Here is a 19,756-nt window from a genome sequence, read left to right as displayed (position 1 = left end):
AGAAAATCATTACCCGATGGGCAATGGCTTACCAGATTTTAACGCGCTGCTCCGGCGCAATATACATCGCATCGCCTTCTTTTATATCAAAGGCAGGGTAAAACTCAGGAATATTCGGCAGTACGCCAATGACCCGGTAATGCGCCGGCGAGTGTGGCCCGGTGCTTAACTGGCGACGCAGCGCTTCTTCGCGGAACTTAGTACGCCATACCTGGGCCCAGCTGATAAAGAACCGCTGTTCACCGGTAAAGCCGTCCATTACTGGTGCGTCTTTTCCTTCCAGCGACAATTTATACGCTTTCAGCGCTACCGTCATGCCGCCTAAATCACCGATATTTTCGCCCAGTGCCACTGCACCGTTTACATTAACACCCGGTAGCGGTTCAAACTTGTTGTACTGGCCAATTAGCTTAGCACCACGCGCCTGGAACTGGCCCTTATCCTGCTCTGTCCACCAGTTACGTAAGTTACCATCACCATCGTATTTGGCTCCCTGATCATCAAAACCATGGCCAATTTCATGGCCGATAACCCCACCAATACCGCCATAGTTTACCGCGTCGTCTGCATCCATATTAAAGAACGGGGGTTGCAGAATAGCGGCAGGGAACACAATTTCGTTGTTTACCGGGTTGTAGTACGCATTTACCGTTTGCGGCGTCATAAACCACTCGCCTTTATCGATAGGCTGGCCTAATTTCGCCACCATTTCGTCGTAACCATGGTGGCTGGCACGGATAAAGTTACCGACTAAATCATCTGCTTTAATTTCTAACGCAGAATAATCTTTCCATTTATCCGGATAACCGATTTTCGGGGTAAATTTACTCAGCTTATCCTGGGCTGCCACTTTAGTTTCTTCGGTCATCCATTCCAGCTCATTAATCGAGATTTCATAAGCCTTGATAATGTTAGCCACCAACTCTTCCATCCGTGCTTTGGCTTGTGGCGTAAAATGGCGCTCAACATACAGCTTACCTGTCAGCTCGCCTAATACCTGGTCTGCCGCATCTACCCCTCGCTTCCAGCGTGGTTGTTGTTGCTCGGTACCACTTAAGGTGGTGCCATAGAAAGCAAAACGACGGTCAGCAAAATTGCTGCTCAGTTTATCGGCATAGCCATGAATGGTTTTCAGGCTTAAATAATCCTGCCAGCTTTGTAAGTCTGTTGCTGCAAATACCTTGGCAAAACCTTCGAAGTAGCTTGGTTGACGCACAATAATATCATTCACTTCAGCCAGCTTGACGTCATTAGCAAAGGCGGCCCAGTCAAAACTACCCATGCTGTTGTTCAGCTCAGAGGTCGCCATCTTGTTGTACGTTTTATCGGCATTACGGTTATCTAACCGGGTCCAGTGATGTTCGGCCAGGGCTTTTTCCAGGGCAAATACCCGCTCGGCCGCCGCCGGCGCGTCATCATTGCCGGCCATGCTGAACATATCGGTTAAATAAGCTTTGTAGTCGGCAATCAGCTTTAACGATTTTTCGTCATCGTTAAAATAATAGTCACGATCTGGCAGACCTAAGCCGCCCTGGCTCAGATATACCGCGTATTCGGTAGAGTTTTTCGCATCGTTATTAATGAACCAGCCAAATGGAATAGCAACGCCATCGCGTTGCAAACGGGCAAACAACCCTGGTAACTGTTCTTTATTCTCCAGAGAGCTAATGGCATCTAATTGCGGCTGCAGCGGGCTTAAACCAAGCTTTTCAATTGTTGCTTCATCCATAAAGCTGTTGTAAAAATGCCCTAATTTCTGCTCATCAGAGCCCGCTTTTAAATCGGTGCGGGCTGACACTTCATCAATAATGGCTTTAACGGCTTGCTGTGAGTTGTCATTTAGAATGTGAAACGAGCCATAAGACGCTTTGTCAGCCGGAATGGCGGTTTCAGCCAGCCATTTGCCGTTTACCGCCAAAAAGAAATCTTCACTGAATTTTACTGCCGGATCAAAATACTGGCTATCGACACCGGATACCCGCGGCGCTTGCTGTTGCGCTGCTACGGGCTCATTGTTCTGGGTGGAGGTAGAGTCACTACACGCCGTTAAACCTAAAGCCAGCGCAACACCAGCGGCAATAATACTTATTTTTTTCATTATCGTTTTCCTGAACTACAAATCTGGAATAGGGGAAGGGTTAAGCTATCGCCGCTATATTACCGCTGCTGCAGAGCAAAGCCAAATCTCTGCCAGCAGCAAGTTGTAACAGAATATATTGGGGTTAAATTAGACGCTGGGACAGTCGTAGCAACCCGGGCTGCGCGGGCAGCTATTACCCCTGGCACAAATAAGCTGTGCCGGCTTTTGCAAGCTGCGCGCCACCCAATTTATATTCAGAATATTTGCCACGCTGGTGAGCGAGGTCTGGATAGCTCTAGGTACTCTGGCGCCGCCAACGCTATTGATACATAGCTGCTTAAGCTCGCTGGCCATGGCATCGGCATCCACACCCTGCGCTAACAACGCCGGATTCAGATCAATCCCGGCGCACAACACATGATTGTTGCCTGCCAAGTCATTAACTTTGGTCGATTCGCAGCAGTAAATCCGTGGTTTGCCATTCACATCAAGCAATGATAGCTGCGCACTACTGGCTACGCCGTCAACATCAAACATCCGAAACACGGCCCAATGCTGACAAGGGTCTTCTACCTGACGCATATTGCCCCAGGGCAAAGGTATGCCATTGCCTCGATACACCGCCTTTAGTTTGCCTGGAGTATACGCATCAAAATAATGCCAATGCGCATAAGGTGACACCGCCGTCATTCGTCGCATGGCCACAGAGGCAGACACCCCCGCCTGCTGATGGCTGCTGATTTCATAGCCCTGGCGGTCCAGTAACTGACGAAAGGGTAACTTGGGGCACAGCAGGGCGCCGGCAAAAAAGCTTGATTCAAAATCGCGCCAGGCGTGCAGAATATCCTGTGGTTGCACGGCGGTGGATTGCGACATCTCATCGTCATGGGTGCCTCCTACCGTCATGCTGCTTTTCACGCCGTCTTTATTGTGCAAAACCGTATGGCCAATATGCACTGCCAGTTCGTATTTTAAGCGGGTAGGAAAATTCTGTAATAGCCGGTTTAAATGCAGGGTATCAGGTGGCGTAAAAAAAGACGTCGAGACGTTTTTCGATAACACGCCAAGCTCATCCAGCAGCTCTTTTGGTGGCTCGGTAAACCAGCTGACTTTGAGTCCCAGTTGCTTCACAATGGCCATCAGTTCATCAACACTCAGTGGCATACGCTTCTGGCCAACGTCTTCTGCCGCTCGCTCCAGCTCAGGAAAGTGGTTCTGATGATGCTCCTGATGGGCCCTGATAAGTAACTGAGCAAACTGCTTGCCACTGGTGCCGGTTTGCGACAACATTTCTGGTATCGCAATTTGCAAAATGTCGTTAGAAAACAAAAAGCCCGGCTCTAACGCCATACCACTAATGCCACCGCGGCTGCCTTTTTGCGGCGTTAGATCCTGCTCGCTATCCTCACCATCTAAAAACCAGTCCAGGTCTTTTTGAAAAACTTCGGCGATGACCTCCAGCATTTCAATGCCTGGCGTGCGCTTGCCCCGCTCTATCATCGACAAATATGACACCGACGGTGCCTGCTCGGGGTTAACCCTGATACAGCGGGTAGATAAATCTTCCATCGTTAAGTTGTTACGTTTTCTCAGGTTTCTTATCTTGGTTCCTAAGAAATGGGACTTTCTAAGTAAGCTTTTGTTTATTTTCATTTTGTAAAATTCACACTGTAAAATTTTTATTGTGAAATTATGCTGATTTTTAGCCTAGACTAGTTTTTAACCGATAGCAACAAGCTCATTAGGAACAGGAACATAATGAAGTTGCACAGAGCACGGCTTGCAATTCCTGCCGTGCTCGCCACAGCAACTCGCTCCTGCTGGCGCATCCGCTCAGACACTCTGTGGCTGCGCCAACAGGATTCCAAGCCTGCTTGATGAGATTACCAATACCCGACAAAAACGAGGATAACAACATGACTACACTGGCCCCAACCCACAGCCAAAACACGCCAAACCAAACTGCCTGGATGGCGACCGAGCTTAGCGTTATTAATCAGCTGAACGAGTGCCATGTGAAACAAATCATGGATTACTCAAAAGGCTTTTTAGACAAAACCTTTCCGCTGGCCTATGGCTCGCATAAAGATGTTGTCTGTTACATGGTGTATTTTCAGCATATGCTGGCCTTTTTTGCCGATGGCAGCAAAAGTGGCCTGCAAAACCCGGCGCAGTTTGTGGCACTAAGCGGTCATCGCGAAGCACCGGAATCGCTGGTGCTGGTGAATGAAGGCCGCCATGTCGAGCTGGTGTTAAACCGCCATGGCGGTAATGGCGAAAAAGACTGTGCCGGTATCGACGATATTCAGCTGCAGGCAAAACAAACCGGCGAGCCGTGGTTCAGTATGTTAACCGGAAAACAGGTAAACAAAGGATGCCAGAGTGAAAAGTGCTTTACCGCCAAAGATGGTGAACGTTACGAGGCTTAATGCGATTGTGCTATAAGTTCAGTCGACAGATACTCAATGTGCCCCCAACAGCATAATGTCTGGGGGCACACGCTTTTTTAAAGTGAAAACGCAAACCTGAATACGCTTGTCAGTATTAATCAGCCAGCGCCGGATAGTCAGTGTACCCCTCTGCACCACCACCATAAAATAGCTCTGGTTTTGCGGTATTCAAGTCGGCATCCTTGGCAAAGCGCGCCACTAAATCCGGGTTCGCGATATACGGCACCCCAAAGGCTACGGCATCAGCATCGCCGCTGGCGATAAGGGCGTTGGCGCTGGCTTTATTAAACTGCTCATTACTAATATAGACACCGCCAAACAATTGTTTGAGTTTTGGCCCTAAGCTGTCATCACCTTGTGCTTCCCGGGAACAAATAAAGGCAAGCTGTCTTTTGCCCAGCTGCTGCGCCACGTAACCAAAGGTATCACTGCGGTGTGAATCTCCCATGCTATGCGCATCAGCCCTGGGGGCTAAATGCATGCCAACCCGGCCAGCGCCCCACACCGAGACAACCGCATCGGTCACTTCCAGCATTAGCCTGGCGCGGTTTTCAATACTGCCACCATACTTATCGTTTCGCTGGTTGCTACCATCTTGCAAAAATTGATCAAGCAAATAGCCGTTGGCACCATGAATTTCCACGCCATCAAAACCGGCTTTTTTGGCATTTTCTGCCCCCAGTCGATACGCTTCAACAATGCCAGCAATCTCATCAGTTGCCAGTGCTCTGGGGGTAACAAAGGCTTTTTTCGGCCGCAGTAAACTAACATGGCCCTCTGCTGCAATGGCACTGGGCGCTACCGGCAGCTCACCGTCTAAATAATGCGGGTCTGAAATACGGCCAACATGCCACAGCTGCAGCATAATGCGCCCGCCAGCCTGATGCACCGCAGTTGTGATTTTTTGCCAACCTGCAACTTGTTCATCCGACCAAATGCCCGGCGTAGCCGGATAGCCAACACCCATGGGGCTAACTGAGGTTGCTTCGGTTATAATAAGCCCGGCAGTGGCACGCTGGCGATAATATTCAACCATCAAATCATTAGGCACCCTGCCGGCATCGGCACGACAGCGGGTTAACGGTGCCATAATAATCCGGTTGGGTAATTGTAAATCTCCCACTTTTATCGGGTCGAATAAATTAGCCATGCTATATCCTGTTAGTTAGTATTCATTCAGTTGACGGCACTTACGCTGTCGCTATCTAGCCCCGGTTTAATCAGGGAGGCGGTATTTGCCGCTGTTAATCAGTTTCAACTTAATTGGTCTGGCTTGCCCAAAAACAAGGGCTTTAGCGATAAATAGCAATAAGCAGCAGGTCGATGACCATATTTGGTTACAGTTCTGCTATTGCTGACATTCATTCATGTAGGTATATTTCAACGGTGTTGGCCCTGTAATATTTATCGTTCTCACCAAGGATTGTTCATGTTTAAAAAGTTCGCTGCCTCTCCCGTCATTATTGCCGTAGTTCTGGCTTTAGCTTTGTTGCTCTGGCTGCTCAGTGGCGATAACTACAGCGCTAAAAAACAGGCTCCGGCTGAGCAGCAAGTTCCCGAGCAACAATTACCGCTGGTAGAAACCCGCTGGTCTGAAGCCGAGCCTTATCAATTAACTCAGGTTGCTCAGGGACAAATATTGCCATGGCGTAGCGTCAGTATTACCTCACAGCAAGCCGGAACGGTAACCGACGTACTCGCTGAGCAGGGTGAAAGGGTTGCGAAAGGTGATAAGTTATTGCGCTTGTCTGACGAAGGCCGCAGTGCATTGTTGGCGCAAGCTAAAGCCAACCTCACCTTACGGCAGGACGAGCTTGCCAGCGCACGCGCCTTGAGTAAATCGCAGTTTTTATCGGCGACCGATCTAACGCGGCTGCAAAGCGAGCTGGCACAAGCCGAGGCAGAATTTGAACGTGCCCGGCTTGCGTTGCAACAAATTGAGCCGGTCGCGCCATTTGACGGCATGGTCGATCGCAGGCATGTTGAAGTAGGCGATGGGGTCCAAGTTGGTACTGAACTGCTTGATCTAATGCAAATAGATAAATTAAAAGTCACTGCCCAAATCCCACAACAACATGTTACGGCATTGGCAGAGGGTCAGAACGTAGCGCTGAGTTTACTCGATGGCAGAGAACTTTCCGGTACCCTCAGTTTTATCAGCTTTGCTGCAGATACCGCCACCCGCAGCTTTTACATTGAAGTGACGGTAGCCAACCCGCAATTACTGCGCGTAGCGGGCGGCAGTGCTACTGTTACCGTGCAATTGTCCCCGGTGGAAGCACATCTTATATCACCGGCGTTGCTTAGCCTGGATAATACCGGCAAGCTCGGCGTGTCAGTGGTAAACGAGCAACAACAGGTGGTGTTTTACCCGGTAACTATTTTAAGTGCCAATAACGAAGGTGCCAGAGTCAGTGGTTTACCACAACGGGCCAGAATAATTACTCAGGGTGCCGGCTTTGTTAAAACCGGTGACAGCGTAAGAGTTAAACCGCAGGCTGCCGGGGCAAGGCCATGAATGCCATTATTCAGGCCGCAATAAGCCGCAGCCGTGCCAGTTTAATGCTGCTGCTGTTTTTATTTATCGCTGGTATTACCGCTTATCAAACTATTCCCAAAGAAGCCAACCCCGATGTGGCTATTCCGATGATGTATGTCTCGATGTCACTCGATGGCATTAGCCCGGAAGATGGCGAGCGCTTACTGGTAAGGCCGATGGAGCATGAACTGCGCTCGCTGGAGGGTATAAAGAAAATGACCGCGACTGCCAGCGAAGGTCATGCTTCAGTAATGCTGGAGTTTGATGCCGGTTTTGATGCTGATCAGGCCCTGGCCGATGTGCGGGTTAAAGTGGACGCGGCGCGGGCCAAATTACCCAGTGAGGCGGATGAACCCACCGTCAATGAGATTAACGTTGGTTTATTCCCGGTGTTATCTGTGGGCTTATCCGGGCCGGTGTCAGAAAGCCAGCTGGTCTATATCGCCCGCGAGCTACAAGAGAATATTGAAGCCATACCTGAAGTGCTGGAAGTCGATATTGGTGGCGATCGCGAAGACATGCTGGAAATTGTCGTCGACCCGCAAGTGCTGGAAGGTTATGGGCTGGATTACCAGCAGCTGTTCAGTCTGGTGTCCAATAATAACCGGCTGGTGGCTGCCGGCAGCCTGGATACCGGTGCCGGCCGCTTTGCCATGAAAGTACCGGGCGTTATCGAAGATTTAGATGACGTGTTATCCATGCCTATCAAAGTAAATGGCGATACCGTGATTACCTTTGGTGATGTCGCGACCATTAGCCGTAGCTTTAAAGATCCACTTGGTTTTGCCAGGATTAACGGCCAGCCAGCCGTGGTGCTGGAAGTAAAAAAACGCAGCGGTGCCAACATTATTTCAACCATAGAACAAACCAAAGCACTCATCGAACAAGCCAGCAGTCAGTTTCCGGATGGCATGCACATTAACTACATTATGGACCAGTCCAAAGAAGTGAAAAACATGCTGTCAGATCTGCTGAACAACGTGTTAACTGCGGTGGTGCTGGTGCTGATCCTGATTGTCGCGACCATGGGTGTGCGCTCGGCCTTGCTGGTGGGCATTACCATTCCTGGCGCATTTTTTGCCGGTATTCTGATGATTTCCGCCTTAGGCTTCACCATGAATATTATCGTGCTGTTCGCGCTTATTCTGGTGGCCGGCATGCTGGTTGATGGCGCGGTAGTAGTCAGTGAACTGGCCGATCGTAACCTGGGTGAAGGCCAGACACCAAAACAAGCCTGGGCCAATGCTGCCGGGCGCATGGCATGGCCGATTATTGCATCTACTGCTACCACTATCGTGGTGTTTATGCCGCTGTTGTTCTGGCCCGGCGTCGTCGGCCAGTTTATGAAGTATTTACCGGCTACCGTGATCCTGTGCTTGCTGGCATCCTTGTTTATGGCACTGATTTTCCTGCCGGTCATGGGCGGCATCAGCCGGGCCAGGCCAGCACCGCATCAAATCGAAGCCAGCAGGCCAGGCAAAGCCTATCGCAGCTTACTCAGTCGCCTGCTGCGCCATCCGGGGCTTACTCTGGCCGGCTTGCTGGGCGCTATGGCCCTTATTTTTGTGGCCTACAGTCAGTTTAACCATGGTATGGAATTTTTTCCGGATGTTGAACCCGAGTCTGCTCAGGTATGGGTTCGGGCACGGGGCGATATGTCTATTTATGAAAAAGACGCCTTGCTTAAACAGGTCGAGCAGCGGTTGCTGGGGTTAGCGGAAGTTAAAGCGCTGTATGCCCGCTCGCTGGCCAGTAGTAGCGGCGAGCTGGCACCGGATGTGGTTGGTACTTTGCAGTTTCAGTTTATTGACTGGTTTGAGCGACGTAAAGCCGCGGCAATTCTGGCTGATATGCGTATGCTTACCGACGATATCCCGGGTGTTATTCTGGAGTTTCGCCAGCAACAGGAAGGCCCTGCTGCCGGTAAGCCAATAGAGCTGCAGGTAAGCAGCAGCGAGGCAGCAGCCACCGAGCAGGCGGTAAGCACCATTGTCAGCCAGATGCAGCAAATGGAAGGGTTTGTCGATATTGAGGATGACCGCAGCCTGCCTGGAATTGAATGGCGAATTGAAGTCGATCGGGCAGCAGCAGCGCGCTTTGGTGCCGATGTGCTAACGGTAGGCAACGCGGTGCAAATGGTCAGTAATGGCTTATTGTTGGCCAAGTTCCGGCCCGAATATGCCAGCGACGAAGTGGATATCCGGGTTAGGTTTCCGCAGCAGTGGCGCTCCTTGGATCAATTGGGCCGGCTGACTATTCAGACGCCGCGCGGCCAGGTCCCGTTAAGCAACTTTGTCGAACGGGTAGCCGCGCCTAAAACCAGTGTTATTAAGCGAATTGACGGTAACCGGGCGGTTACCATAAAAAGCGATTTGACGCCGGGTGCTCAGGTTAGTGAGCGCTTACAGGCCTTACTGGCCAGTGACATGAAACTGCCCGACAACGTAAATGTGAAAACCGCCGGTGAAAGTGCTGATCAGCAAGAAGCCATGACCTTTCTAATGGGCGCCTTTGCCACAGCTATCTTTTTAATGCTGATGATTTTACTGGTGCAATTTAACAGCTGGTACCAGAGCCTACTGGTGTTGTCGGCCATCGTATTTTCGACCGCCGGGGTATTACTGGGCCTGCTGGTGAACGGCCAGAGCTTTGGTATCGTAATGGTAGGTATGGGAATTATTGGTCTGGCCGGTATTGTGGTAAATAATAACATTGTACTGATAGACACCTTTAACCAACTGCGCGACAGCGGCATGTCTGCAACTGAAGCCGCACTGGAAACCGGCTGCCTGCGCTTACGCCCGGTGTTACTGACATCTATTACTACGGTGCTGGGTTTAATGCCTATGGTACTGGCCGTAAACGTCAATCTGCTGGAGCCAAGCCTTGGCTTTGGCGCGCCATCGACCCAATGGTGGACCCAGTTATCCAGCGCCATTGCCGGCGGTTTAACCTTTGCCACCTTGCTTACTCTGTTTTTAACACCCTGCATGCTAGTATTGGGTGAAAGGCTGCACCGCTCTAAAAATCAAGGCAACGCTGGTGCTAAAGCTGATAACAAGCAGCCTACTTATGGCTAAGTGGCTGCCGTTGCTACTGCTGCTGTTAAGTTACAGCGGCAGTTGTAGTGCTGCTAGTAATAATAGTATCGCGCAAGAAACAGCTTTTGAGCTGCATTGGCAACAGGGCTTTACCGCGGTTGAACAAGCCAAACTCATCAGCTGGCTAGAACAAAGTGCCGCCAGCACTCTGGCAGTATTGGGCCCTTATCCTTTTACCATGCAACTCTATATTTACCGGCGCCCGGCGAACGAACCGGTGCCCTGGGCCAATACCTGGCGAGACAACAGCCAGCAAATCCACTTTTATGTAGAACCGGCGTTCAGCTTGCAACAGTTTAAGCAAGACTGGACCGCATATCATGAAATAGCCCATCTGGCGTTGCCATATCTGGGGCGTTCTAATGCCTGGTTTGCCGAAGGTTTTGCCAGCTTTATGCAGTATCAGATCATGCAGCAAGCCGGGCTTATCGAGAGTGCTGTTGAGGCTATCCGTACTAAGTTTTCACCACAGCGCCAGCACTATCAGCAACCCACAAGTATGGCAAAGCGCGCTGCAATGTTGCTGGGCCAGCGTCGTTTTCCTGCCGGTTACTGGGGCGGGGCACAGTTTTTTGTGGTGGCTGACCGTCAGCTGCAGCAACAGGGTAAAGGCCAATTAACCGCGCTTATCGCCCGCTATCAGCAATGTTGCCGTTTGCAAGACGACACTTTGGCTGAGGTCATAGCCTCGTTAGATAAATTAAGTGATAGCAAAATTTTCAGTGAACTGATGCAACAATTTGATCAGCTACCGGCAGACCAGTTTATGTCGCTGCACCAGCTCTAATGTTCAGTTACATTACTAACCAGTATTGGCAGTGCTGCGCCTGTAAAAAGGCTTCAGCGTGACTGCCGTGCAACAAGGCAGTCGTCGCCAACATGCCTGCCAGCAGACAATTTGGTGCAGCGACGGTGACGGAACGTGGCGCATCAGTAATAGGCCAGCCGGTTTTTGGGTGAAGAATATGGCTATAACGCGTGCCATCTTTCAGTAAAAAGCGTCGGCTGTCTCCACTGCTGGCAAGTGCCCCTTTACTCAGACCAACGGCCGAAATTGCCTGATCGGCCAATGTGGGGTTTTCAATACCTATACGCCATAACGTGCCGTCCTCTCTTGGCCGGCTGCAGCGCATGTCACCGCCAAAGTTAACCACCAGACTTGGCAGATCATCTGCAGCAAATTGCTGACTAAGCAACTGCAATACTTTATCTACCGCATATTCCTTGGCAATGCCGCCCAGATCCAGCTCCATAGCATAGGGCAGCATAATACGGTTAGTGTCGCGCAGAACTTTGTCCCAGCCAACATGGGGCAGCAAGGCATCAATTTTCGATTGGCTGGCCAGCTTGTCTGAGCCATCAAATGTCCAGATCCGGCGTAAAATGCCGCTGCTAATATCAAATAAGCCATCACTCAATTGATAGCAGCTGTCAGCAAACGCCAGCAGCTGCGAGGTTTCTGGATCCAGTGTTTGCCAGCTGCCGGCATTGCGGTTCAGCTGGCTTAGTACACTGCTGCGACGATAGCGGCTGTATTTTTGTTCAATGCGTTCAGTTTCAGCGGCGGCGAGCTGCGTTAACTGCCGGCATAAGCTCATGTTTGGTGCCTCCAGCAATATTTCGCAGGGGCTGGCCATGGCACGGAACTGGCCGACTGTACAATTTTTCCCGGCATTAACAGCAATAGCGACCATTGGCCCTCCTTGCCAATTGTAACCTAAAAAGAATAGCTTACCTGAGCCATCACCGCGGTCACTTTTTCGTACAGTTCAACATTCGCCAATACACCCGGTGCAGCCACACCATCATTTTGTGGGTTCTGCTGGTATAGCGCTATCCGAAATGATAGCTCATTGCCTTGCGCCAACTTAGTGCCAAATTTTGCTCCCAGGGTGTAGGTATTCATTTTACCAATGCGGTAATCGGCACTGACATATTGCGGCAATGGTTCAGCCTGCAATATAAACGGTTGATAAAACTCTGCCGCACTTTGCTGATAGTATCGGAACTGTGGTTCGATATACCATCGGTCTGTCATTGGCAACCGCCATTTCAAATCCGCCGTATGTGATGACAGTTCCCAGTCATCCCACATATAGCGGTAAGATGCATCCAGGTAGCTGCCGCGAACATGTAGTTTATTCTGCCAGTATAAACTGTGCTTAGTGCGCTGGTCCGGCCGGCTTTCGTACAGGTTTTGCTGTACTTCACCATTGGCATTTATCACACTCACCAACTTAAACGGGTCGGTCATATAGCCATCGGCCAGGCTGAATGAATAGTTCAGCTGCATTAACCAGTTGCGGTTAATTACCTGGGTCAGGCCTAACAACACATCAAGTGTATCTTTGGTATCATCGGCGCGATCGCGTGTCGCGTCAAACGCCGCCTGATAACTGCTGTCATCGGCATAGTCGCTGCGCAACAGCATCGGCGCAAAGGCTGCGGCAATACCACCTTCAGGTGAAATGGTGTCGTGGCTGTAGCCTAGCCCCAACGATACGGTGGTGTTTTTTTGGTTAAAATCCCGCGCCAGAGAGCCATTAAGTCCCATCGATAAATAATCATACTCTTTTGATAAATGACCACCGCCGCTAGCCCGCCAATTTGCTGCTATCGGCTGCTCCCAACTGGCGTCCAGCTGCACCCGGGTGTCATGAAAGGTGTCATCCATCGGTGTAACGCCGGCTGCGACATCATAGCTGCCACGCCCTGATGGCCGGGTAAAACTTTGCACGTAAGGTTGCGCCACAGCACCAGTAGCCGATGCGCCGGTCAGTGCGTCCACCACCAGCCCCAGATTAAGATATTTATCATCACCAAAATCGCCGCGTGCTGTCAGAATACCTTCGCCGGCACTCACCCGATCGGTCTCGTTATACAGCAAAATAGCGCTGTTAAACTGCCAGTCATCCAGTAAGGTGCCCGCCTCGGCTTGTTGACCCAGTGCAGCACAGCTGGCCGCTGCCAGCGCCATGCTGATATTTGCCAGTTGTTTTAATTGCATCCGCAACCTCCACCGGCAAAGCTGCGGCCACCGCTGCTGCCTTCTTTACTAAAATAAATATGGTCATCCAACCGGTTGTCTAATGGTGCACTGTTTAGAGCCATTTCTTCTTTAGCCAGCGTGTCACGCTGCCACGGTTTAACACCCAAAGTACTGCATGCAGTCAGCTGGCTAAGCAGCAAGAGTGTCAGGCCAGCACCTAATATTTTTTTCAGTTTCATTCGAGCGACTCCTCTGCCAGTAATTGGCGGATCTTGGCTTCATAGTCAGCAATATCCGCCTGTTTAAAACCAATATGGCGGTAACGGACCTGGCCTTTTTTATCAATCAAAAAGCTACTGGGCATGCCGGGCAACTGAAATTTCTCTGCTACAGTGCCGTTGCTGTCATACAGCACCGCAAACTGCGCTGGCACTTGCTGCAAAAACCGGCTGGCCTGTGCACGATCGCTATCTTCATTTACCGCCAGCACCAGTAAACCGCGCTCTGCGTATTGCTGGTGCATCGTGTTCAACCAGGGAAATGACTTGCGACAAGGTGCACACCACGACGCCCAGAAGTCGACCAGCACGACTTTGCCGTTCAACTGCTGCATAGTACTAACCGGGCTGCCCGGCAAATCGCTGAGCTCTGTCGCCGAAACGCTGCTAACTGTCAGGCAACTGAGCAAAAACCCGATTAGCAAGCCACTTATTTTCCAATACTGCATAGCACCTCCGAAACGTCTGCATTCACGCTAACGGTGTTTGCTTAAGCAAACCTTAAGCGACGCTACAACGATGAAATTCAGCAAGGAATAGAAAAAAGACGAGGGGTAGAAAAAGATAGAGAGAGGCAACCGCTACTTGGAATGCTAATGTTAATGGAGTTGTCCGCGGTTGCGGCTAACTGGAAAGCAGGGAAATACAGAGTCAGACCGCCACCCGAAAAATACTGCCAACCAGCGCGGTCAGTGCCATTGCCAGCGCGCCCCAAAAGGTAACCCTTGCTGCACCTCGCGCGCGGGGAGCACCGCCTGCGTGCGCGGCAAGTGCACCCAGGCCCGCTAGAAAACATAGCGAGAATAAAGCAACGGCGTAAATCAGATAGGAGCCGGGCATCACCCAGGCAACCAGCAGTGGCAGAGCAGCGCCTATGGTAAAGGTTGCAGCAGAGGAGAGTGCAGCCTGAACAGGCCGGGCAGTGCCTGTAGCTGAAATGCCAATTTCGTCGCGGGCATGCGCGCCCAACGCATCGTGCGCCATGAGTTGCCCGGCAACTTTATGTGCCAGATCCGGCGCTATTCCTCTTTTCCGGTAAATTTCAGCCAGCTCATTTTGTTCGCTCAGTGGGTTCTGGGCCAATGATATTTTTTCCAGCTCAAGATCCGCCTGTTCAGTATCCGCCTGCGAGCTCACAGATACATACTCACCTGCTGCCATCGACATTGCCCCGGCAACCAGGCCGGCAACACCCGCCAGCATGACACTGGCATGCGTGGTACTGGCGGCAGCCACGCCAATAATCAGACTGGCGGTTGATACAATGCCATCATTTGCGCCCAGCACCGCTGCGCGGAGCCAGCCAATGCGATGCGAGCGGTGCTTTTGTTTGTGGATCATCTGCTTTGCTCCGAATGCATATTGTAGCTATCAACCTTAAACTATCCTTATTGCTTAAGGTAATGGTTAATTAACTAAATGGTATTGCTGCTGCCGATATAGATAAGACGGCAGCAACACCTGAGCCAACGCGCGTTTAGTCTGTGTTGCCGATGGCGCCTGATCCGACAGCGTTAGTTTTTTACCTACCGGATCGTATACACCACTTACCGCATTTTGCTGTGGCCGTAAAATAGTCAGTTGTTGCTGCTCCATTAATGCAAAATACTGATCAAACTGCATTAACGCGCGCCCCGGGCTGATGTCATCATGACTAAAATCACGGCCAATCAGTGGTGTCTGAGCATTTATCCCCATCAAAGACAATAAGGTAGGCGCGAGGTCGATCTGGCTGGCAACCGGTTTAATCCGTTTGGGTATAACATCAGCACCCAAGATTAATGCCGGAATATGAAACTTCTCTACTGGTACCAGATTGTTGCCATACACCCGGTTGTCATGGTCAGCAACAATCAGAAACAGCGTATTCTGCCAATAAGGTTGCTGCCTTGCATGGGCAATAAACTTGCCTAAGGAATAATCGGCATACTTAACCGCATTATTCACAGTTTGTTTTGGTTGTTCATGTAAATCGATACGCCCATCCGGGAACTCAAACGGCGTATGGTTGGACGAGCTAAACACCAGGCTGAAGAACGGGCGTTGGTGCTGATGCATCTCGTCCAGATGCTTAGAGGCAGCGGTAAATAAATCTTCATCACTGGCGCCCCAGCTACCAACAAAAACCGGATTGTCCATTTGGGGCAAATCAATCACCTGCTCAATGCCATTACCGGTAAAATAACTGCGCATATTGTCAAAATGCGCTTCGCCACCGTAAATAAAGCTGGTGTTATAGCCTTGTTGCGACAGCGTGCTACCCAGCGTATAAAAATTTTGCTGAGCTAACGACAACTTAACCACGCTTTGGGCCGGTGTTGGCATAAAGCCTGACACCACTGCTTCTATACCGCGCACCGAGCGGGTACCGGTGGCATACATTTGCTCAAACCACCAGCCGTCATGCTTCAGCTTTTCTAACTCGGGTGTAACGGCAACACCGCCGAGCGATTCAACAAAGGTAGCACCAAGACTTTCTTCAAGGATGATCACCAGATTGAGCGGCTTCGCCCGTTTTGCGGTAGCTTGACTGTAGTGCAAAGTAGGTAAACCCGGATCAGTAAATACAGCCTGTTTTAGCCAGGGCCAGTCCAGCGCCAGCGCCAGCATTTCATCAAACGGTAACTTACCGTAGATTTCACTGGAGTTCGCTTCATGTTTAAGGCTGTAAATAGCGTACAGTACTGAATAAGGCGAATTTATCACCAGTGAGTTGACCAACGCATCACTGGTAACTGCAAATAGTGCAGGGTTAGCAGGACGATGCTCAGTGGTAGAGCGGATCATGCCAAATACCACGACCAGCAGCACGGGCCAGGTCAGCCAAAAGGTTTTCTTCTGATAGGGCTCGGTGCGAAGACGAACCCGCTGCAGTAGTGTATTTGCGCACCAAATAAGTAGTGCAGTAACCGCAATGCCACCAAGCAGCATCGCTCTGAAGCCTTGCCATAAGGTACTGAAGACTTCTTCTGGATACTTCAGATATTCAATGTAAAGACGGTTTGGCCGGATATCGTATTGCAGAATAAATTGCGGGGTAGAAAGCTCCACAAAGATAAATAGCGTCAGTCCCATCAAGGCCCAGCCATAGCAAAACCAGCGCCAGACACTAAACCATTTACCAGCTGTCAAAAATGGCGCCAGCAGCAAAGGTATCACCAACCACAATCCAACCAGTATCAAATCAGCCCGCACACCTTGTATTAAGAGTGGCCAAACGGATGCCACGGCACTAATCCGATCATATTGCCAGACAAACAATCCTATGCGGCTTACCGACAACAACAGCAAAATCATTATTGTCATTACAACTAACAAATAATAAGGGCCTGATACAGAGCGTAAGTTTTTTTTCATTACCGGTAATAATCACTTCACAGCATAAGGTTATTTGATGCTAGAGCACTAAGCTTAAGCTTTTCTTAAGATAAAACGGCGATACTAATGTGGTTGATTAAAGGTGAAAAAAACGATGAAATCTGAAGCAAAAGGTTTAAGCAGGTTGTTTTATGCAAGTAAGTATTCCTGGCAGGGCTTGGCGGCCGGTTTAAAAACCGAAGCGGCATTAAGGCAGGAAATTGCCGCGCTCATCCCGCTGCTGCTCATCATTTTCTGGCTGGATATCAGCGCTGCCGAACGTAGCATGTTGTTGCTAAGTGCATTGCTGGTGCTTATAGTCGAACTGCTGAATACCGCCGTTGAAACTGTCGTTGACCGCATTGGTGCCGAGTATCATGAGCTTAGTGGTAAAGCCAAAGATCTGGCATCAGCTGCTGTGCTGATCACGCTGCTTGGCGCCGGTGCTGTCTGGCTAGTTATTCTGTGGTAATAAAAGCCTACATCAGTGACAGAACGGTATACCGGTTGTTACTGTTATACCTCATCGCCCTGCTGATTTTAGATATGGGTGGCGGCGACATCTGGCTTGCCAATAAATTTTACGCCTTAGAGGGCTACCAGTGGTCATTACAACAACATTGGTTTACAGAGAATATTCTGCATAAAGACGCCCGCATTTTAAATTATGTCGCCTGCGCGCTGGTACTGTTACTCACTGGCTACTTTAACCTAAAACGCAGCAGCCATAAGTTGCTGGCCGACAGCTTTGCGGCCTTAAGCCTGTCTTTATTCGTCTCTTTTGTAATGGTCGCGTACTTAAAAGCCATTACCAATATTGCTTGTCCATGGGACCTGACCATGTTTGGCGGTGCTGAACCTTACTTTCACTTATTACAAAACCGACCATCATACTTACCTTATAGGCAATGCTTTCCCGCAGGACACGCGAGTGTTGGCTATGCGTGGCTGGCACTCTTTTATTTTTTCAAAAAAGTAAAACCTCAGTGGCAATTTACCGCTTTAGCGACCGGCCTGATATTGGGTGTGATCCTCGGTCTGGCGCAACAGCTGCGTGGTGCTCATTTTTTATCACATGATTTAACCACACTGACCTTGTGTATGTTATCGGCAAAATTTTGCTTTATGTTGTTTACCCCGGACAATAATAAAACAACGTCGAGTCAGCGCTAAACGGTTAAGTATTCCTTAAGCTCAAAGACACACACTGACTGCTACATTTAGCATTAGTGCGGTAACTTTATGAACCTCGACATTTCCATCTCACCAACACGATTAAAGGTAATGCAGTCTGAAATAACGCGTGAGCTGCTCAGTATAAGTGTTGCGCTGCTGCTTACCCTGATGTTTAACCAAAGCTTTATAAAGAGCATTCTACCTTTAGGTGGCTGGCAACTGTCTTTGCCGCTGATGGCATTATTGTTTTTGCTTAATATATTTATTTGTCAGCTATTTAGCATCGGAAACTTTCAAAAAGTCTGGTTAAGTACTTTGATTATTATAGCAGCTATCAGCCAGTATTTTATGCAACAATACGGTGTACTGCTGGATAAAAGCATGCTGATTAACGCGCTGGAAACAGACAGCCATGAAGTGACCGGCTTATTAAGCAGTGCCATGCTGCCTTACTTTGTCGGCTATCTGCTATTGCCACTGGCTTTGCTGTTCTGGATAAAACCGCAACAACGCTCTCTAAGCCGCAGCGTTAAACGATACAGCGCACTACTTTTTATTGTGGTTGCGTTAGTCTCAGGGCTGGCTGCATCACAGTACCAAAACTTTGCTGGTGTATTTCGACAGCACCGCTATCTTAAACATCAGGCGGTCCCGCTGAATGCCCTTGCTGCAGCAGTGGGCGTAATACAAAGTAAAATTGCGGAAGGTCATCCGACGGCGTTTATCCAATACGCCGAGGATGCGCAAATAATTCCGCAGGCAAATAAACCGAAGCTGGTAATCATGGTTCTGGGTGAAACCCTTCGGGCTGATCACTTGGGTATTAACAGCTACCTGCGCAATACCACCCCGCTGCTGGCGCAACGCGATCTGATTAATTTTGGTGCTATCGACGCTTGCGGCACTGCTACTGCGGTGTCGGTACCCTGCTTGTTAAGCTACCTGAATAAAGCTAACTACAATGATAATCTGGCAAAGCATTCCGACAATGTGCTGGATGTGTTAGCGCGGGCGGGAGTAAAGGTTATCTGGCGCAACAATAACTCCGGGTGCAAAAGCATGTGCAACAGAGTGGTAATTGATCATAGCTTTGCGGATAACAGCACCTTCGATTGCGAAGAAGGGGCTTGTCCGGATATGGCTTTGTTACATAATTTACGACAGGAAATTGCGCAAACCAAAAACGATAACCAGCCAATTTTTGTCGTGTTGCACCAGCAAGGCAACCATGGCCCGGAGTACTACAAGCGTAGCGAAATTCAACACAAACACTTTTTGCCCGAGTGTAAAAGTAACTTGCTCAGCGAGTGTCAACCGCAACATATTATTAATGCGTATGACAACGCCATTGTTGCTGCTGATGAGCTGCTAAATAGCACCATATCATTACTGGACGGTTTATCTGATGAGTTTGATACGGCAATGTTGTATGTGTCAGACCATGGCGAGTCGTTAGGCGAGAACGGCGTATATTTGCATGGTTTACCTTACTGGATGGCGCCGGACGCGCAAACCAAAGTGCCAATGCTGTTGTGGCTGTCTAAAAGTTTTACCCGGCGTCTGGCTTTAAATACCGACTGTATCAGCCAACAAAAAGGCTTGTCTCATGACTATGTGTTTAATTCTGTACTTTCGCTATTTGAAGTAACCAGCAGCAGCAAAGATGCACGGCTAGATTTTATCTGGCCTTGTACTCTGTCATAGTAAAGAAAAGGTTATAGTACTAAAAACGACGTACGGCAGGTTTATTTTGCACCTTGTTGTATGATGGTTAGATAAACCGCAT

Annotated in this window: 16 protein-coding genes; 7 read left to right on the top strand and 9 right to left on the bottom strand. The window is 49.7% G+C overall.

Annotated features, from left to right (window positions below):
• Positions 1–28: 28 nt before the first annotated feature.
• A complete protein-coding gene (locus B2X65_RS14570; RefSeq protein WP_290613785.1) occupies positions 29–2,098 on the bottom strand; it encodes a M13 family metallopeptidase in 2,070 nt (689 codons plus the stop codon).
• Between the two features lie 129 nt (positions 2,099–2,227).
• Positions 2,228–3,733 (bottom strand): DUF3612 domain-containing protein, encoded by a 1,506-nt coding sequence (locus B2X65_RS14565; RefSeq protein WP_290613783.1) that lies wholly within the window; start codon positions 3,731–3,733, stop codon positions 2,228–2,230.
• Between the two features lie 263 nt (positions 3,734–3,996).
• On the opposite strand from B2X65_RS14565, the gene B2X65_RS14560 reads away from it, so the two are divergent.
• Positions 3,997–4,509, top strand: coding sequence for a malate synthase (locus tag B2X65_RS14560; protein ID WP_290613781.1), 513 nt, complete (start codon positions 3,997–3,999; stop codon positions 4,507–4,509).
• Positions 4,510–4,624: 115 nt separating this feature from the next.
• Here B2X65_RS14560 and B2X65_RS14555 read toward each other — a convergent pair whose 3' ends face one another.
• A complete protein-coding gene (locus B2X65_RS14555) occupies positions 4,625–5,680 on the bottom strand; it encodes an alkene reductase (protein ID WP_290613779.1) in 1,056 nt (351 codons plus the stop codon).
• A gap of 279 nt (positions 5,681–5,959) precedes the next feature.
• On the opposite strand from B2X65_RS14555, the gene B2X65_RS14550 reads away from it, so the two are divergent.
• Genes B2X65_RS14550 through B2X65_RS14540 form a run of 3 tightly spaced genes read left to right on the top strand, consistent with a single transcriptional unit; the run spans position 5,960 to position 10,957 of the window.
• The gene (locus B2X65_RS14550; protein ID WP_290613777.1) at positions 5,960–7,048 is read left to right on the top strand and encodes an efflux RND transporter periplasmic adaptor subunit; all 1,089 of its coding nucleotides are present in this window, start codon (positions 5,960–5,962) and stop codon (positions 7,046–7,048) included.
• Positions 7,045–10,149 carry an efflux RND transporter permease subunit gene (locus B2X65_RS14545; protein WP_290613775.1) on the top strand — a complete coding sequence of 1,035 codons (3,105 nt, stop codon included), beginning with the start codon at positions 7,045–7,047 and terminating at the stop codon, positions 10,147–10,149. Before B2X65_RS14550 ends, B2X65_RS14545 begins: the two co-directional genes overlap by 4 nt.
• Positions 10,142–10,957: a hypothetical protein gene (locus B2X65_RS14540; RefSeq protein WP_290613773.1), complete on the top strand. Its 816-nt coding sequence runs from the start codon at positions 10,142–10,144 to the stop codon at positions 10,955–10,957. The genes B2X65_RS14545 and B2X65_RS14540 overlap by 8 nt, the downstream gene beginning before the upstream one ends.
• Positions 10,958–10,964: 7 nt before the next feature.
• On the opposite strand, the gene B2X65_RS14535 is transcribed toward B2X65_RS14540, so the two are convergent.
• From B2X65_RS14535 to B2X65_RS14510, 6 genes are all read right to left on the bottom strand, one after another.
• A complete protein-coding gene (locus tag B2X65_RS14535) occupies positions 10,965–11,864 on the bottom strand; it encodes an FAD:protein FMN transferase (RefSeq protein WP_290613771.1) in 900 nt (299 codons plus the stop codon).
• A 23-nt stretch (positions 11,865–11,887) separates the two neighbouring features.
• Positions 11,888–13,177, bottom strand: coding sequence for a DUF3570 domain-containing protein (locus B2X65_RS14530; protein ID WP_290613769.1), 1,290 nt, complete (start codon positions 13,175–13,177; stop codon positions 11,888–11,890).
• Positions 13,168–13,398 carry a DUF4266 domain-containing protein gene (locus B2X65_RS14525; RefSeq protein ID WP_290613767.1) on the bottom strand — a complete coding sequence of 77 codons (231 nt, stop codon included), beginning with the start codon at positions 13,396–13,398 and terminating at the stop codon, positions 13,168–13,170. The genes B2X65_RS14530 and B2X65_RS14525 overlap by 10 nt, the downstream gene beginning before the upstream one ends.
• Positions 13,395–13,886 carry a TlpA family protein disulfide reductase gene (locus tag B2X65_RS14520; RefSeq protein WP_290613765.1) on the bottom strand — a complete coding sequence of 164 codons (492 nt, stop codon included), beginning with the start codon at positions 13,884–13,886 and terminating at the stop codon, positions 13,395–13,397. Before B2X65_RS14520 ends, B2X65_RS14525 begins: the two co-directional genes overlap by 4 nt.
• Positions 13,887–14,088: 202 nt before the next feature.
• Entirely contained in the window at positions 14,089–14,778 is a 690-nt protein-coding gene (locus tag B2X65_RS14515) for a VIT1/CCC1 transporter family protein (RefSeq protein ID WP_290613763.1), read from the bottom strand.
• A 66-nt stretch (positions 14,779–14,844) separates the two neighbouring features.
• A complete protein-coding gene (locus B2X65_RS14510; RefSeq protein ID WP_290613761.1) occupies positions 14,845–16,743 on the bottom strand; it encodes an LTA synthase family protein in 1,899 nt (632 codons plus the stop codon).
• 166 nt (positions 16,744–16,909) lie between these two features.
• Here B2X65_RS14510 and B2X65_RS14505 point away from each other — a divergent pair, with 166 nt between their 5' ends.
• The 3 genes from B2X65_RS14505 (at position 16,910) to B2X65_RS14495 (ending at position 19,674) form a co-directional block, all read left to right on the top strand.
• Positions 16,910–17,266, top strand: a complete 357-nt coding sequence (locus B2X65_RS14505; RefSeq protein WP_290613759.1) for a diacylglycerol kinase — start codon at positions 16,910–16,912, stop codon at positions 17,264–17,266.
• Complete coding sequence (locus B2X65_RS14500; RefSeq protein ID WP_290613757.1) at positions 17,260–17,967, top strand: phosphatase PAP2 family protein; 708 nt, start codon at positions 17,260–17,262, stop codon at positions 17,965–17,967. The genes B2X65_RS14505 and B2X65_RS14500 overlap by 7 nt, the downstream gene beginning before the upstream one ends.
• Before the next feature lie 69 nt (positions 17,968–18,036).
• Entirely contained in the window at positions 18,037–19,674 is a 1,638-nt protein-coding gene (locus B2X65_RS14495; protein ID WP_290613755.1) for a phosphoethanolamine transferase, read from the top strand.
• Positions 19,675–19,756 lie beyond the last annotated feature (82 nt).

The organism is Arsukibacterium sp. UBA3155, from assembly GCA_002364615.1.
GTDB lineage: Bacteria > Pseudomonadota > Gammaproteobacteria > Enterobacterales > Alteromonadaceae > Alishewanella.
Note: the sequence above shows the minus strand (reverse complement) of the source record. Positions and strands in the feature narration are given on the sequence as shown.

Bases quoted from the DNA above. Each gene is read 5' to 3' on its own strand.
- B2X65_RS14510 (WP_290613761.1), bottom strand. From the start codon at position 16,743: ATGACAATAATGATTTTGCTGTTGTTGTCGGTAAGCCGCATAGGATTG.
- B2X65_RS14540 (WP_290613773.1), top strand. From the start codon at position 10,142: ATGGCTAAGTGGCTGCCGTTGCTACTGCTGCTGTTAAGTTACAGCGGC.
- B2X65_RS14550 (WP_290613777.1), top strand. From the start codon at position 5,960: ATGTTTAAAAAGTTCGCTGCCTCTCCCGTCATTATTGCCGTAGTTCTG.
- B2X65_RS14560 (WP_290613781.1), top strand. From the start codon at position 3,997: ATGACTACACTGGCCCCAACCCACAGCCAAAACACGCCAAACCAAACT.
- B2X65_RS14525 (WP_290613767.1), bottom strand. From the start codon at position 13,398: ATGAAACTGAAAAAAATATTAGGTGCTGGCCTGACACTCTTGCTGCTT.
- B2X65_RS14495 (WP_290613755.1), top strand. From the start codon at position 18,037: ATGAACCTCGACATTTCCATCTCACCAACACGATTAAAGGTAATGCAG.
- B2X65_RS14570 (WP_290613785.1), bottom strand. From the start codon at position 2,098: ATGAAAAAAATAAGTATTATTGCCGCTGGTGTTGCGCTGGCTTTAGGT.
- B2X65_RS14545 (WP_290613775.1), top strand. From the start codon at position 7,045: ATGAATGCCATTATTCAGGCCGCAATAAGCCGCAGCCGTGCCAGTTTA.
- B2X65_RS14535 (WP_290613771.1), bottom strand. From the start codon at position 11,864: ATGGTCGCTATTGCTGTTAATGCCGGGAAAAATTGTACAGTCGGCCAG.
- B2X65_RS14555 (WP_290613779.1), bottom strand. From the start codon at position 5,680: ATGGCTAATTTATTCGACCCGATAAAAGTGGGAGATTTACAATTACCC.
- B2X65_RS14515 (WP_290613763.1), bottom strand. From the start codon at position 14,778: ATGATCCACAAACAAAAGCACCGCTCGCATCGCATTGGCTGGCTCCGC.
- B2X65_RS14505 (WP_290613759.1), top strand. From the start codon at position 16,910: ATGAAATCTGAAGCAAAAGGTTTAAGCAGGTTGTTTTATGCAAGTAAG.
- B2X65_RS14530 (WP_290613769.1), bottom strand. From the start codon at position 13,177: ATGCAATTAAAACAACTGGCAAATATCAGCATGGCGCTGGCAGCGGCC.
- B2X65_RS14565 (WP_290613783.1), bottom strand. From the start codon at position 3,733: ATGAAAATAAACAAAAGCTTACTTAGAAAGTCCCATTTCTTAGGAACC.
- B2X65_RS14520 (WP_290613765.1), bottom strand. From the start codon at position 13,886: ATGCAGTATTGGAAAATAAGTGGCTTGCTAATCGGGTTTTTGCTCAGT.